Source organism: Vibrio tritonius, assembly GCF_001547935.1.
In the GTDB taxonomy this organism is placed as follows: Bacteria; Pseudomonadota; Gammaproteobacteria; order Enterobacterales; family Vibrionaceae; genus Vibrio; species Vibrio tritonius.
The window spans coordinates 1,923,430-1,938,459 of the sequence record NZ_AP014635.1 but is presented as its reverse complement, the minus strand read 5'-3'; the positions used below and the strand labels follow the sequence as shown (position 1 = coordinate 1,938,459).

At 42.3% G+C, this 15,030-nt stretch carries 14 protein-coding genes and 2 pseudogenes; 14 read left to right on the top strand and 2 right to left on the bottom strand.

The genetic code is table 11. From position 1 onward, the window contains the following. Positions 1-15: 15 nt before the first annotated feature. Positions 16-2,142, bottom strand: coding sequence for an SEL1-like repeat protein (locus JCM16456_RS08495; protein ID WP_068713808.1), 2,127 nt, complete (start codon positions 2,140-2,142; stop codon positions 16-18). A 312-nt stretch (positions 2,143-2,454) separates the two neighbouring features. Between JCM16456_RS08495 and JCM16456_RS24190 the strand changes: the two are divergent. From JCM16456_RS24190 to JCM16456_RS24455, 14 genes and pseudogenes are all read left to right on the top strand, one after another. Beyond that, positions 2,455-2,877: pseudogene (locus JCM16456_RS24190) on the top strand (GNAT family N-acetyltransferase); the annotation flags it as partial. A gap of 77 nt (positions 2,878-2,954) precedes the next feature. Further along, on the top strand, positions 2,955-3,122 hold the full coding sequence (locus JCM16456_RS24185; protein ID WP_231894451.1) for a hypothetical protein: 168 nt from the start codon (positions 2,955-2,957) through the stop codon (positions 3,120-3,122). A gap of 321 nt (positions 3,123-3,443) precedes the next feature. Continuing rightward, a complete protein-coding gene (locus tag JCM16456_RS08485; protein WP_068713807.1) occupies positions 3,444-3,635 on the top strand; it encodes a hypothetical protein in 192 nt (63 codons plus the stop codon). Positions 3,636-3,877: 242 nt separating this feature from the next. Beyond that, on the top strand, positions 3,878-4,750 hold the full coding sequence (gene licT / locus JCM16456_RS08480; protein WP_068713806.1) for a BglG family transcription antiterminator LicT: 873 nt from the start codon (positions 3,878-3,880) through the stop codon (positions 4,748-4,750). Between the two features lie 156 nt (positions 4,751-4,906). Next, positions 4,907-6,841, top strand: a complete 1,935-nt coding sequence (locus JCM16456_RS08475) for a beta-glucoside-specific PTS transporter subunit IIABC (RefSeq protein ID WP_225251047.1) — start codon at positions 4,907-4,909, stop codon at positions 6,839-6,841. Between the two features lie 60 nt (positions 6,842-6,901). Next, the gene (locus JCM16456_RS08470) at positions 6,902-8,371 is read left to right on the top strand and encodes a glycoside hydrolase family 1 protein (RefSeq protein ID WP_068713804.1); all 1,470 of its coding nucleotides are present in this window, start codon (positions 6,902-6,904) and stop codon (positions 8,369-8,371) included. A gap of 113 nt (positions 8,372-8,484) precedes the next feature. Next, entirely contained in the window at positions 8,485-8,652 is a 168-nt protein-coding gene (locus JCM16456_RS23645; RefSeq protein WP_156430485.1) for a hypothetical protein, read from the top strand. A gap of 199 nt (positions 8,653-8,851) precedes the next feature. Further along, positions 8,852-9,361, top strand: a complete 510-nt coding sequence (locus tag JCM16456_RS08465; protein ID WP_068713803.1) for a GNAT family N-acetyltransferase — start codon at positions 8,852-8,854, stop codon at positions 9,359-9,361. 20 nt (positions 9,362-9,381) lie between these two features. Beyond that, positions 9,382-10,185 carry a nucleotidyltransferase domain-containing protein gene (locus JCM16456_RS08460; protein WP_068713802.1) on the top strand — a complete coding sequence of 268 codons (804 nt, stop codon included), beginning with the start codon at positions 9,382-9,384 and terminating at the stop codon, positions 10,183-10,185. 35 nt (positions 10,186-10,220) lie between these two features. Further along, on the top strand, positions 10,221-10,547 hold the full coding sequence (locus JCM16456_RS08455) for a hypothetical protein (RefSeq protein WP_068713801.1): 327 nt from the start codon (positions 10,221-10,223) through the stop codon (positions 10,545-10,547). 244 nt (positions 10,548-10,791) lie between these two features. Next, a complete protein-coding gene (locus tag JCM16456_RS08450) occupies positions 10,792-11,163 on the top strand; it encodes a hypothetical protein (RefSeq protein ID WP_068713800.1) in 372 nt (123 codons plus the stop codon). A gap of 309 nt (positions 11,164-11,472) precedes the next feature. Beyond that, positions 11,473-12,888, top strand: coding sequence for a glycoside hydrolase family 1 protein (locus JCM16456_RS08445; RefSeq protein ID WP_068713799.1), 1,416 nt, complete (start codon positions 11,473-11,475; stop codon positions 12,886-12,888). Between the two features lie 408 nt (positions 12,889-13,296). Next, positions 13,297-14,067: pseudogene (locus JCM16456_RS24460) on the top strand (PAS domain-containing protein); the annotation flags it as partial. 30 nt (positions 14,068-14,097) lie between these two features. Then, entirely contained in the window at positions 14,098-14,595 is a 498-nt protein-coding gene (locus JCM16456_RS24455; protein WP_404819187.1) for a methyl-accepting chemotaxis protein, read from the top strand. A 21-nt stretch (positions 14,596-14,616) separates the two neighbouring features. Here the strand turns inward: JCM16456_RS24455 and JCM16456_RS08435 are convergent, their stop codons facing one another. Next, positions 14,617-14,826 carry a CCE_0567 family metalloprotein gene (locus JCM16456_RS08435; protein ID WP_068713798.1) on the bottom strand — a complete coding sequence of 70 codons (210 nt, stop codon included), beginning with the start codon at positions 14,824-14,826 and terminating at the stop codon, positions 14,617-14,619. Positions 14,827-15,030 lie beyond the last annotated feature (204 nt).

The following is a 15,030-nucleotide window of genomic DNA, read 5'->3' as shown; positions in this document are numbered from 1 at the left end:
ACTCTCCGCACAAGATTATTGTAAGTTATCTTCTACTGTTGGCAGCGCGGCGATCAGCGTTTGTGCCAGATCAGGTAACACGTCTTGTAATTTATGGAAGTAACGTAATGCGATTTCGTCAGAAGCATCGACACCAATACCATACTGGAACATTAATCCGGTCGCATATATAGCTTTGGGGTTACCTAGATCGGCGGCTTGTTTTATATATGCAAAGGCTAAGTTTTCATTCGGTGTGACAAAATCGTATTGCGTCCAGTCCTGAAAAAGGTGTTGAGCAAATTCTTTCGGTAAATAGTGAAAGCCCACTTCAAATAGCGCGTTGGGTTGTTTTAGCTCAACCGCTTTAAGCATATATTGCCAAGCAATATGGTCACCTTTGGTTTGAGGCTGATTTCCATCAGCAGTACGATAGATTGAAATAAGAAGCTGAATTGAATCGATATTATTGTTTTCAGCGGCTTGAGTTAACCAGTTTAATGTTTGTTCTTTTGCGTTACACTGATGGTAAAAGAGTCCCAAGGCGTATTGGGCCACTCCATCATTGTTTTTTGCTTTAGCCATTAACTGGTCGACATCACTCAAGTAATTATCTTGCCCGCAGCGCATGTATGTCAGAGAGCCGTGTGTAAAACGTTGGATTGGAGCTTGACCGTTGAACAAATGATTCAGTGGTTGACCGTTTTTATCAAGATACCTAATTTCAACTAACTCTCCAGAGTGCGCCTCATAGTGTTTTTCTGCCGAGGCTGGTAAGCCCATGGAATAGGTAAGTTCATAAATCAGTTTGCCTGTTTCAGCTGACCACTTTTTATGTGGACCGTTTTTCTTATCCTGTAAATAGGCTATTGTTTCTGTTTGTTTGCCTTGAGGTGAAAAGCGTTTTTGTTCAGTAAGATGCCCATGCTCATATATTGCGAGTTCTTTTGTTTGACCATTTTGATACCAGCTCTGCATTTTTCCATGACGCAGTCCTCGCTCGTCGTATATTTCCTCAATCGAACGATTGCCATTGCTGAACCAAGTTTCATGGCTTAGGGGATAAGTTCCATACGCGTATTTGGCAAATCTATCGCGGTTAATTAACTTACCTTGCACGTTATAGCGCAATGAAATGGTTTGTTTGTTATTTAGTTGGTATAGGCTTTCTGGTTGACCATTAGCATGAAAGGTTTCTCGGCGCATCATAACGCCGTTATCATACTGAATAACTGTTTTTACTAAGCCATTATCAAAGTAATCGATGTATTTACCGTCGAAATCGCCTTTTTTGAATGTATGGCTACGAGATAAATTTCCTTCGGCGTTGTAATGAAGGCATTCTCCATCGGCATGTTCGTCATGAATAAAGTTCACATTACTTTCAATATTGCCGTTCGCATGGTAGGTCAAAACGGAGCCGTTAAGCTGCCCATCTAAGTAGCGTGCGGTTTGATGAATTTGCCCCGTTTTATAATAGCGATGCTCAGTGCCATTTTTCTTGCCTTGTTGATTGAAATGAGACACTTGGCGTAATGAGCCATTAGGGAAAAACAATGATAATTCATCAACAAACTCACTGTTTTTTAATGATGACTCGGCGGTAAAACCTTGCAAGGCGATACGATCACTCAATTTCCCTTTTTCGACAAAGTAGCCAGTCACTTGCCAAAGTTGGCGCTCTTGATCAAAAAGTAGAGGCGTGCGTATCCCGATAGTCGCTTGACGTAGATTTGATGGTTCTAGGTGAGCATTGAGCCAAATAACGTGTTTATCTGCGACGTATTGTTTACCACACAATGCTTCATTGCACGGTAGGATATTGCTTATCCACTCATCGGTACTCATTGGGCACCCTTGGGTCTGAATATAAAAATATTCATTGTTTAATGCCCGCTGCCAGAGTTCTTCAACGTATTGATGATAAGCAACGCTCTCTTTTTTCAATGAGTTAGCGTTCATGAGTAACGTTTGATTGTTACATTCCGATGCCGTAACAAAAGTCAATTGCTCAGCCTCAGCATTTGGCTGCTTTTGCTGAATTGAATCGATATCTGACATTTGGCTGATAAAGGCATGGGAGGGGGGCGAGTGAACCTCTACACCTAAGGCGCTGAAGCTGATTATTCCTAGCAAGAGCAGCGGAGAATGAATGATTTTCATGATGTTGTACCTAGCGTGACGTTGTCTCGGACTATACCGATGTCACAGTAAACAACAATTATACCTAAGGAGGATAAAGTTTGATCTTGCACCAGAATTTGAGAAAACAACTGATAATTATTCCATTTAAAGAAACAGAACGCTGGTAGTTAACGCACGTTATTGTTAGCTTGTTATAAACGGTGACAAGTGATGGCTCTTTAATAGAGATAGCCAAATAATCTCAAGATGTTGTTTCAAAGAGAATGTATTTGATCTCAGGCGAAGCTCTAATTTGAATACATAGAAGCAGCGCTAGTGTGAAGGAGTGTTATGAATCAATTTTCAAGCTCTCGTTTGGCAATGAGGCAAGTTGAAGTTCAAGATTGGGATTTTTTCCATGAACTTCATGTTAACCCGATTGTGATTGCCAAATGTTTCGATCCCATGCCTACTGATGAGATTGAAGCACGCTTTGAGCGACGCTGTCAGCCGTGGACAACGCAGAGCCGTGATTGGCTTACACTCGTTGTGTTTGAAATCGCAACTGGGGAGCCAGTTGGAATAACCGGATTTTGTTACAAAGATGGTGTAGCTGAAATAGGCTATCTCTTTCTACCCAAATTTTTTGGGTTTGGTTACGGTTCGGAGAGTTTGATGGCCTTGCTTGAGTGGAGCAGTATCGAACTCGGTATTCATGAATTTGAAGCGGTTGTTACCGAAGGTAATGTTGCTTCTGAATCAGTATTGCGTAAGTGCGGTTTTCAGTTAGCTGAAGTAGTACCACAGAATTACTCGATCTGCGGAAAAGTGTATACCCAAATGACCTCAAGATGCAGACTTCAGAGCTTCATCAACGAGCACAGGTCAAGCTCAATGACGGCAGGAATGGTCATTCCCTTTCAACGTCATTGGGCGCAGAAATGGGCTTGTTGATGAGCTCCCAAAGGGCGAGTTGTATTCGCTTCTATGCTGCGTTACCGATTTTCTACGTAGAATAACTATGTATTCAAATCGGTGCCTTGCCTATAAGCGAATACATTCTCGCTGAAACCGCATCTTGAGGTTACTTGGGTATATATGATGATCATATCTATCGATTGGCAAAAATAGATTGAACATGTTTTTTGTATGGGAATAAATAATACATTAGTAAGTGTAAGGATATATTGTTACTGATCGTTTAGGCATTATTTTATGTGTCTCATTATTGTATTCTCATATTTAAGACGACGTGTTTTTTCTATTTGTGGGATGATGTATCTGTTGTCCATTCCCATTTTAAATAACTGATGTATTTATCCGTAATAAGTGATAGAAAAATGAATAATAAACAACGTGGTACAATTTATTTAGCGATTATGGCCGTGGTTATCATGTCATTTGTCTACGGCTTAAACATATTTAGTGACAGTGAATCAACCGCTTATGTGGCCCCTCTTCCTATTGATATGGTGTTAGACTCGGGGCGTATTCCAACAGAAAAGCTCGCAGCAGCCATGAGCACAGATTGATGCTCTCAATAGCTTTGGCTTTTCTTTCTTTATTTACTTTTAAGAGAATCTTCACATTTTTTAGTAAAGTGACTAGATGTTTTAGATTTAGAGGATAATCTAAACCAAGAACAGATTGTTACCTTAAGTGGGCGAGACTGTGTATACAATGAACCGCTAAATTGCCGGAGTTGTGTGCTACAGAATCGCCTTTTTGCGTTTTTGGCGTAATAAAATCGTAGATAGAGAAAGAAAAGATAAAGATGGTGACGTTAAAAGACCCGAAAGTCGTCCAGATATTAAATAATAACGTTGTTAGCGCTGTCGCTAGTGACGGGATGGAAGTGATTTTAACCGGAAAAGGGTTAGGGTTTGCTGTTCGCACCGGTAGTGAAGTGGATCTTAACAAAGTAGAAAAAGTGTTCTGCCTGCAAGCAGGAGATGCGGTTTCGGAACGATTGAAAACGTTAATTGAAAGCTTGCCGCTCAGCATAGTTCAAATGACCAGTGATATCATTGAACGAGCTAAAGAAACACTCTCTACTGACTTTAATGATAGCCTTTTCATTGCGTTAGCCGACCATTTAGATTGTGCAGTTAAGCGAGCTGAACAGGGGATTGAGATTAAAAATCCACTGGATTGGGAAGTAAAAAACTATTATAAACGCGAGTATCAGTTTGCTTGCGAGATGATAGAACATATTTTAGTTCGTTATAATACCTTGTTACCTAAAAATGAAGCATGTAACGTTGCGCTTCACATTATTAATGCGTTGGATAGACAACATATTAGTGATGTTAAGGAAGTCACTAAAATTGTTTTTCAAATTCAGAGCATAGTGAAGTATTACTTTAAAATCAAAGTGGATGAAGAAACCACAAATTACCAAAGGTTTATTACCCATTTGAAGTTTTTTGCGCAACGCGTTCACAATAAAGAAGTGATTAATAATCACGACAGTGAATTTGTTGACATTATTCATAAAAAACACACGAAGACATTTGCTTGTGTAGGGATTATTGCTGAGTTTATGGAAAAGAACTATGGGCACAAGATGAGTGATTCTGAAAAACTTTACCTTGTGATTCATATTGGCAATGTCGTAGGTGAAAACGAATTCGCTCGCGGCCTTTGATATGAGATATCTCAATGAGATTAAGATAAGGAGAACATCTACCTATTACGTTTATATGATTTTGTAATCCAATCGGCTTGTTACTGTTAAATCAGGCAAACACCAGAGGGATCCCAATGGCGATTTATCGTCAGGACAAATTTCTTTCTGGAGAAGATGATGAATACATCAACCTTAGCGCGTCAAATCGTGGAACACGTTGGCGGCGCAGACAATATCACATTCCTTTTTCACTGCATTACGCGTTTACGCTTTAATCTAAACGATCTTTCCGCAGTTGACCAAGAATCCATTCTTCAACTTGACGGAGTCTTTGGTGTTAATGTCTCAGGCGATCAATTTCAGGTTATCATCGGTAACCAAGTTGATGATGTTTGCGATGAAATTCTAAGTTCAATTCCCCGTTTAAAAGAAGCCTATGATGCTAAAATAGGTTCCCCACAAGCAGAACAAAAGAAAAGCGAAAAGAATCTCTTGGCTCGTTTGATGGAGACCATTAGTGGTATTTTTTCACCTATTATTCCGGCAATTGCTGGCGCAGGTATTCTTAAAGGGATTTTGGCGCTGCTGCTTACCTTTGAGGTGATGGATAAATCCGGAGCCAATTATCAAATCTTGTATGCCATCAGCGATGGCGTCTTTTATCTCTTGCCTTTGGTGTTAGCGTATAGCTGTGCAACACGCTTCAAGTGTAACCCATATGTCGCAGTAGCGATGGCTGCGGTGTTATTCCACCCATCCATCACTGGGCTATTTCAGCAGAGTTTGAAATCTGGCGATGCGCTTAGTTTCTTTGGCTTACCAATTACTCCCGCATCCTATGCTTCTTCAGTGGTACCGATTATTTTAGCTATTTGGTTGATGTCCTTTGTGGAGCGATTTATCGATCGTTTTATGCCTGGGCCGTTGAAGACCATGTTCGTTCCTCTGTTTACTTTGATCATTGTGACCCCGATTACGCTAAGTGCTTTAGGTCCAATAGGACTGTTCCTAGGTAATGGTTTAACAGGTGGCGTCACTTGGCTACTTAGTCACCTTGGTGGTGTTGCGGGCTTAATCATCGGCGGAACCATGTCGTTGATTATTATTACCGGTATGCATTACACCTTGGTGCCTGTGATGGTCAATAACGTCAGCACTATGGGGTACGACCCAATTAAGATCCTGTTCTTTGTTGCCAACTTAGGCCAAGCCGGTGCTGCGTTTGGTGTTTTCTTGCGTAGCCGTGATAAGAAACTGAAATCATTAGCATTGTCTACAAGTTTTTCTGCTGCAATGGGGATTACAGAACCTGCGATGTATGGTGTGAACATGCGCCTTAAAAAGCCGTTTCTTGCTGCATTGATTGGTGGTGGTTTAGGTGGTGCATTAGCCGTGAGTTTTGGTGTTAAAGCGTATGCATTCACCATGAGTGGCTTACCCGGTATTCCGGCTTTGGCTGGTCCTACCTTCCTTTATGCGATGGCCAGTTTGTTGGTGAGTTTTGTGGTGGCAGCCGCCGTGACTGTGGTCCTTGGCTTTGAAGAACCTAATGCTCAATCAACAAGTAAGACATCACCAACCAGTAAACCTGCGGAATTAAATAAACAAGCAACAGCTTCGTCTATTGCAAACTCGCTACCAGCGGTAAATGAAGAAATTCACGCGCCAGTTCAAGGCCTGTTAGTGAAACTATCAGAAGTGAGTGATCCTGTGTTTGCCTCCGAAACCTTTGGTAAAGGGATTGCAATTAAGCCTGAATCGAGCACGGTGGTATCTCCAGTCAATGGTGTCATTAATTCCATTTTCCCAACCAAACACGCCATTGCGATTACTAGCGATGCGGGCGCTGAAATTCTTATCCATGTCGGTATCGATACCGTTAAATTGAACGGTAAATATTTCGCATGTGATTTGGCTGAAGGTGAACATGTTCAAGTTGGACAGTCACTGATTGAGTTTGATTATCAGGCCATTGAGAAAGAGGGCATTGATAACAGCGTGATTATGGTGGTCACCAACAGTGACGATTTTAAGCAGGTCGATGTTTGTGACGAAGGGCATGCAGAGCCCAAATTTAATGTGATTAAGCTCAACGCGCAGTTGGCTTAGTTCTCTTTCCTGTTCAAAGACGACTGATGAATAGGCGTTTCATTTTTAAAGGATAATATCATGAAAGAATTCAATGCATTTCCTGAGCATTTCATGTGGGGTGGCGCGACCGCAGCAAACCAAATTGAAGGCGGTAGTGACGAAGGCGGTAAAGGGCTTTCGGCTTCAGATGTGTATCTTTTTGACCCTAATACTCCGAAAGAACATTGGTCTGATCAATGGTTTATGATGACTCATGCGCAAGTGAAAGAAGCGCAAGACCCACAATCCAAACGTTTTTATCCTAAACGCTTTGGTATTGATTTCTACCACCGCTATGAAGAAGACATCGCACTGTTTGCTGAAATGGGCTTTAAGTGTTTTCGTATGTCTCTGGCGTGGACCCGTATTTTCCCTAATGGTGATGAACTGGAACCAAATGAAGAAGGTTTGGCGTTTTACGACCGTGTATTTGACTGTTTGATCAAACACAACATCACTCCGATTGTGTCACTGTCACATTACGAAATGCCATTGCATTTAATCACAGAGTACGAAGGCTGGACCGACCGCCGAGTGGTTGATTTCTATTTACGCTTTGCGACAACGGTGTTCAAACGCTATCGCACAAAGGTTAAATATTGGATGACCTTCAATGAAATCAACTGTGTTAAACACCACCCTTACGTGAGTGTTGGCATTATTGAAGAAGATTATGAACATCTAGAACAAGGTAAATACCAAGGGGCGCACCATCAATTTGTTGCTAGTGCATTAGCGACCAAAGCATGCCATAAGATCATCCCTGGCTCACAAGTGGGCTGTATGATCAGCTACCAGATGCTTTACCCTTATTCTTGTCATCCCGATGATGTACAAGCCTGTTTAGAACAACAGCGTGTTTCGTTGTTCTTCTCTGACGTTCAAGCGACTGGGCGTTATCCGGCTTATGCAGACCGTCTATTTAAAGAGAAAGGCGTGGTACTGAAAAAAGAAGTGGGTGATGATGAAATTTTGGCGCAGTATCCGGTCGATTTCGTCTCATTTAGCTACTACATGTCGAGCACAGTAAGTGCTCATCCAGAAAATCTGGAAGGGGCACAAGGTAACCTCATTACGGGCGGAATTAAAAATCCTTACTTGCCAAGCAGCGATTGGGGGTGGCAGATTGACCCGAAAGGTTTGCGTTTAGCGCTAAACCAGTTGTACGAGCGCTATCATAAACCATTATTCATTGCGGAAAATGGTTTAGGTACTGGTGACACGGTGAATCCAGACGGTTCTATCGACGATGATTACCGTATCGACTATTTGCGCCAACACATCGAACAGATGAAAGAAGCGATTGCCGATGGGGTCGACCTGTTTGGTTACACTTGGTGGGGACCAATCGATATCATCAGTGCCAGCACCAACCAAATCACCAAGCGTTATGGTTTTATCCATGTCGATCAAGATGACTGTGGTCAAGGTACTCGTAATCGTAGCCGTAAGAAGAGCTTCTTCTGGTATAAAAAAGTCATCGCTTCCAATGGCAGTGATTTAGCTTAAATCAGATTGACCTTTTTATTTTAAAGAAGCTCGCCATGCAGATGGCGAGCTTCTTTTTTTATAGGCTAACTCATTGAAAAATAATAACCGTATTATACCCAAATGACCTCAAGATGCAGATTTCAGAGCTTCATCAACGAGCACAGGTCAAGCTCAATGACGGAAGGAATGGTCATTCCCTTTCAACGTCATTGGGCGCAGAAATGGGCTTGTTGATGAGCTCCCAAAGGGCGAGTTGTATTCGCTCCTATGCTGTGTTACCGATTTTCTACGTAAAATAACTATGTATTCAAATCGGTGCCTTGTCTATGAGCGAATACATTCTCGCTGAAACCGCATCTTGAGGTTACTTGGGTATATATTGACGAATTTAATGGCTTACGCCAAAGTAGCTTAAAGCAAGGCAGCACATAATGTGTTGGTTTTGGTGAATTTTTAGTACGGCCTTATTGAAAAGGCGATTTACTGCAAGGGAAACGCATGCAAATAACCATGATTCACGACCTGTCAGATATCAATAATTCACTTGCTCAGTTATTAAAAGATTGTGTAGCAAGTGGCGCATCGGTCGGATTTATTGATCCTGTAAGCGATAACGAAGTAAACAGCTATTGGCAAAATGTGGCTCAGGGCATAGCAGATCAAGAGCGAGTTCTGTTTGTTGCATTAGATGAGGGCGAAGTATTAGGCCGCGTGCAACTTGCCTTGTGCAAGAAAGCCAACGGTCGACATCGCGGCGAAGTCGAAAAACTGATGGTGCATCGCAATGCAAGGGGGAAAGGCATTGCTACCCAGTTACTTAATGCGTTGGAACAAGAAGCAATGCGTCGTGAGCAAAGCTTGTTAGTGCTTGATACCCGAGTTGGTGACGTAGCGTCTCTTTTGTATCGTAAAGTTGGCTACATCGAAGCAGGTCAGATCCCAAACTATGCAATGAGCTCGCAAGGAGAGCTGAGTGCGACGGTCTATTTCTATAAATTGTTGGCTTAACTGATCATAATGGGAACGCTATGATTCAAACGAAAAACATAGATAATGGCCTTAATCACGAGGGTTTTATCGTTAACCCATGTAAGGTTGAGTACATTACTGCCGACTACCGTAAGCTCATCGACGACCTTTTGTGTCAGTTGCAAACTTGCCTCGGCGACAAATTACACAGCGTGTATCTTTACGGTAGTGTTGCAAGAGGGGAGGCTCGCCAGTATCAGTCGGACCTTGATCTCTCTCTGGTCTTTAATCAAGAATTAACCGAGCAAGAGCAACACGCTGTGAAGGGCATTCAACGTACCACTGAGCAGCGTTATGACTTGGTCACCAAAATTGACTTTGACCCCGGTATTATTCATCAAGTGCTGCTTCCAGAAGAGAAGTATCGGTGGCATTTTTGGCTCAAACACTGCTGCTGTTGCATTTATGGCGAAGATCTTTCGCGACAGTTTGCCTGGCAAAAGCCATCTCTGGCGATTGCTTATGCCCTTAACGGGGATTTGTCGGATTTCCTGCAGCAGCGGCTAGGCATGCTTAATTACGGTAGCGCCGCGCGTGTCGGGAGAGAAGTGGCCAAAAAAATATTACGCACCGTATACACGATTATCGCGGTTGAACACGGCAGTTGGTATGTCTCATTGGATGACATTATCGCAGCGATTCGAACCTGTTCACTTCAATGCGCACCTGCAATCGAAGCTATCGTGGGCCTATGGCAAACAGAACAACCAACCCAGGAGCGTATTGCTCAAGTGATTCAGCGTGATGCGTTGCCGATTGTTAAGTGGGTTGATGATGTTTTTGCTCCTTTTCGTTCTTTGTAACATATTGAAAAATTGAAAAATAAAAGAAGGCTAGTGTGTATCTATTGAGCATTTTTTGTAAGCCAGAACAACAAGAATTGGTATTGAGTACTTTGCATGAACTTGGCGTTGATCGTATCGGTCAGTACGATCACTGCTGGGCAATCACCACCTATGAGGGTTCTCATCGTGCGTTAGAAGGGGCGAATCCGGTTTTTGGCGGTAAAGGAGAAGTGGAACGCTATCCTTTGTTAAAAATTGAAATCAATGTTGAACGAGACCAAGTTAAGTTAACTGTCAAAGCACTTAAAGCAGTGCTCGGTTGGGAAGAACCTATGGTCAATATTGTCAAACTCACTAATGATGAGTTCTGCTTTGATTAATTAGTGACAATGTCACGCATGGGTCATTTTGTACCATATTTTCAGGTGTTTTTCGCCAATTCAGCTAGAGTAAATAGGGGGTGTTTGGTCATAACTTGATGTTGATCCAGAAACAGTGATGCATAAGGTCTGTTGTTAATAGATTTGTCAGACAATTGACAGAGTAAATAATCCATTGACTACTATTTACCCAGAATTATGCACGTGGGGTGCGCTTGAATACGGTCAATCCGGAGGCAGTAGTATGCAGCGAACGATGTTATCGCGAACGAATTTTTTGCTCAATATAAAAGCATGTTTTGGAGTACAACAGCTTTTCTCCATTCTTTTGGTGGCGCTGTTTTATACTATGCCATCTGCTAATGCAGCAGATTTAACTCAAAATGATATTGAATCTTTGTGTAATAACACCGAACTTTGGGAAAATAAAACCTTTACCAGTGGTCAAACCATTACCCCAGAACAGTGTATGGCAGCTGCAGAGCCTTGCGCGGAAGAAATTTCTGAGCAGACAGAAGATTCGACCCCCGCTATTAACCTGCTTGCTGGATGTGTATTCAGCACGCTCAGTATTCAACTGCCATCGCTAGATGATGATCTTTCTAGCGGGCACTAAGCTGCCTCTTCTCTACAGATAATTCTCTAGCGCCGTGTTTTATGCTCCAACATTCCCATCATTAAAAGCCACTGAAATCAGTGGCTTTTATTTTTCTTGGCTGCCGTCTGTCTCCTAGCCGTTATTACGTAGAATGTAGCGGAGTCGGTGTATATTATTTCTTTTTGTTGATGTTATTGTTAATTGTGATGGTGTGTTTATTTGATCTTTTTCAGATATTCATGGATTGTCTTTTTTGCAACTTGTAATGGAACCGGTTCCATCGTAGGGTGAAGAAAGTGAAACAAAATAAAAAACAAAGGAGCTCACATGCTGCACAAAACCTTAAAACCTTTTCCTGATGATTTTCTATGGGGAGCTGCGACCTCTGCTTACCAAGTTGAAGGTGCATGGAACGAAGATGGCAAAGGGCCATCCGTGATTGACGTTCGTGAAAAATACCCAGAAGGAACTACGGATTTTAAAGTGGCGAGTGACCATTATCACCGTTATAAAGAAGACGTTGCTCTGTTCAAAGAGATTGGTTTTAAATCTTACCGTTTTTCTATCTCATGGAGCCGCGTTATGCCAAACGGTATTGGTGACGTGAATCCTAAAGGCATTGAGTTCTACCACCGTTTAATTGATGAGCTGCTTGAAGCGGGGATCACACCGATTGTCACTATGTACCATTTCGATTTACCACAAGCGCTTGCAGAAATGGGCGGGTGGAGCAATCGCGATTCAATCCAGTGGTTTGCTGATTACGCGCAATTACTGTTTAACGAATACGGCCACAAAGTGAAATATTGGCTGACTATCAATGAACAGAACATGATGATTTTGCACGGTAATGCCATCGGTACAAATGACAAAGATGGTGGTCAGAAAGACCTTTATCAACAAAACCACCACATGCTGGTGGCACAAGCCAAAGCAATGGCATTGTCTCATGAAGTACATCCAGAGAATAAAATTGGCCCTGCGCCAAACATTGCATTGATCTATCCTGCTAGCTCAAAACCCGATGACATTATGGCAGCGTTTAACTATAACGCGATTCGTAACTGGCTCTATCTTGATGCTGCGGTACGCGGTCGCTACAACGATGTGGCTTGGTCATTTATGGAAGAAAAGGGCTGGTTACCGGAAATAAGAGAGGGTGACATTGATGTTTTGGCCAGTGCGAAACCCGACTTCATCGCCTTTAACTACTACACCTCCCAAACCGTAGAAGCAAGTCACAACGACGATAGCGATGCTGTGCCACGCAGTGGTAAAGACCAACATATTACGATTGGTGAACGTGGTGTGTATCGTGGTCATCACAACCCATTCTTACCAACCAATGAGTTTGGCTGGGAGATTGACCCTATTGGCTTGCGCAGCACATTGCGTGAAATTAACGACCGTTACCACTTGCCGTTAATGATCACAGAAAATGGGCTAGGAGCTTTTGATGAAGTGGATGCGCAAGGTCAAGTGAATGACGATTATCGTATCGAATACCTGCAAGCCCACATCGAACAAATGCAACTCGCGATCACCGATGGAGTACAACTGTTTGGTTACACGCCATGGTCTGCGATTGATTTGATTTCCACTCACCAAGGGTGTCGTAAGCGTTATGGTTTTATCTATGTCAATCGTGATGAATTCGATTTGAAAGATCTTGGTCGTTTGCGTAAGAAAAGCTCTTATTGGTATGAAGAGTTGATTCGCAATAACGCACTCACACAAAAATAGCTTTCATAAGTAGTAAACAGTGTAAGGCGAAGTTGATAGCAGCTTCGCCTTTTTTTAATTTGGTTTCCAACCATTATCCCTTGTGGCGCGTCGGTACAATAGAGTAGACAGCTTTTATTGTTCAGAATGTCTTTACGGTAAAGCAGGGACCTTAATTAACACCTTTCTGATTATCAAAGTTTGAGCATAATTGGCAACCGTTATTCAGTCGGCTCATGGGCTTCTTTCTCGCATCAATGTAACTCAGATCTCAATCTAGCTTAGATCTCAACGATAGTTAGGAAAAATCCAGCAAGTTACTCAACAGCATGTATATTTAATGATATGACTCTTTGGAGTTAGAAAAGAGATTTTGACTCGCGCCTATCTTGCGATAGTCAATTTAATAGTTAAAGAAGGGATAGTGACATGTGGTTTAAGCACAAAAACATGACGGATGATGGTGAGCAGGCTAATCAGTTGGAAGGTGAACGAGGCTTACTTGAGTTGCAATCCATTAAAGAGCACACCGCTTATATCAAATTTAAACCAGATGGCACCATCATTGATGCAAATGCACTATTTTTAGCTGCAACTGGCTATTCATTAGCTGAAATTACCGGTCAGCATCACCGTATCTTTTGTGATAGTAGCTTGGCTAACTCTTCCGAATATCGCGAATTTTGGAGCGATCTCGCGAATGGTCATGGACGTAAAGGTATTTTTCAGCGTTACACAAAAAATGGTGACATTCTTTACCTCTCTGCTAACTATTTTCCGGTAAAAGACGCTTCTGGGCGTGTCGTTGAAGTCGTAAAAATATGTACTGATGTGACGGAGGAGTCTAAGAAACTCGTTAGTAAAAACGCAATTCTGGAAGCGCTGGATCGCTCCCTTGCGGTTATTGAGTTTACTCCCGATGGCACTATTCTACGAGCGAATAAAAACTTCCTTAATGTTATGGGTTATGAGCTGAAGCAGATAGAGGGCAAGCACCATAAAATGTTTTGTTTCCCTGATTTCTATAGCGAGAATCCTGATTTTTGGCTTAAGTTACAACGGGGAGAACATTTTACTGGGCGCTTTCAGCGCAAAGATGCGCACGACAATACCATTTGGGTAGAGGCGACCTATAATCCAATCTTTAATCGTAAAGGTGAAGTATATAAAGTCATCAAATTTGCGTCTGACATTACCGAACGTGTCAATTTAGCTCTTCAAGCAGTGGAGATGGCTGCTTCAATTTCTGAGGAAACTTCAAGAATTACAGATTCCGCGATTCATGTGTTAAATGATGCAGTTGAAACGTCTCATCGGGTGGCGGCAAGAGTGAAGGGAGCTAGTGAGCTTGGCGGTGAGCTGATGAATCAGTCAAAAAATATCAATGAGATAGTGACCACCATTAATGGAATTGCAAACCAAACGAACCTTTTAGCACTCAACGCGGCAATAGAAGCAGCGCGAGCTGGGGAAACGGGTCGTGGTTTTGCGGTGGTTGCCGATGAGGTGCGAAAATTGGCTTCTCGAACATCTGCGGCGACTGATGAAATTACCGAGGTTGTGTCGGAAAATACACGTTTGATTGGGGAAATGGATGGTCATCTTGATTCGGTAAATCTCGTCGCATTACAAGGAGAAGACAGCATTCACTCGGTACAACATGGCTTAGAAGATGTGAGTGCTGGCGTCTCTAGATTTGTCGGTATTGTTGATCGTCTGCGCCACTAAAGTAATAAGAGCGAGCAGGCGTTAATCAGCGAGTTTGCGTATCTGTTCTTTTAGTGTTGCCCATTCTAAACAGGCTTCATAGCAAGCTTGGCTGAGGATAGGGAGCTGTTCATAATCTTCCGGTAGGCGCTCTTCTACTAAATCGTGTAATTCTCCAGCACGCTCTGCAACAATACGCTTGGCACGCTTTAGCGCTTTAGTAAGATCTTGTTCAATCGTTGTATTAGACATACTGTTTTCCTTTTGTAATGTGAGATGACTAACCCATGCCGTTTCATGTTTCATGCCAAAACAGATAAGGACATTTGGGTACACACCCAAATGCCCTCAAGATGCTGAATTCAGAGCTTCATCAATGAGTAAAGGTTAAGCTCAATTACGAGAGTTCAACGTAATTGTATAGTGATGCCGTAAGATTAGGAGGTACTTACGGTA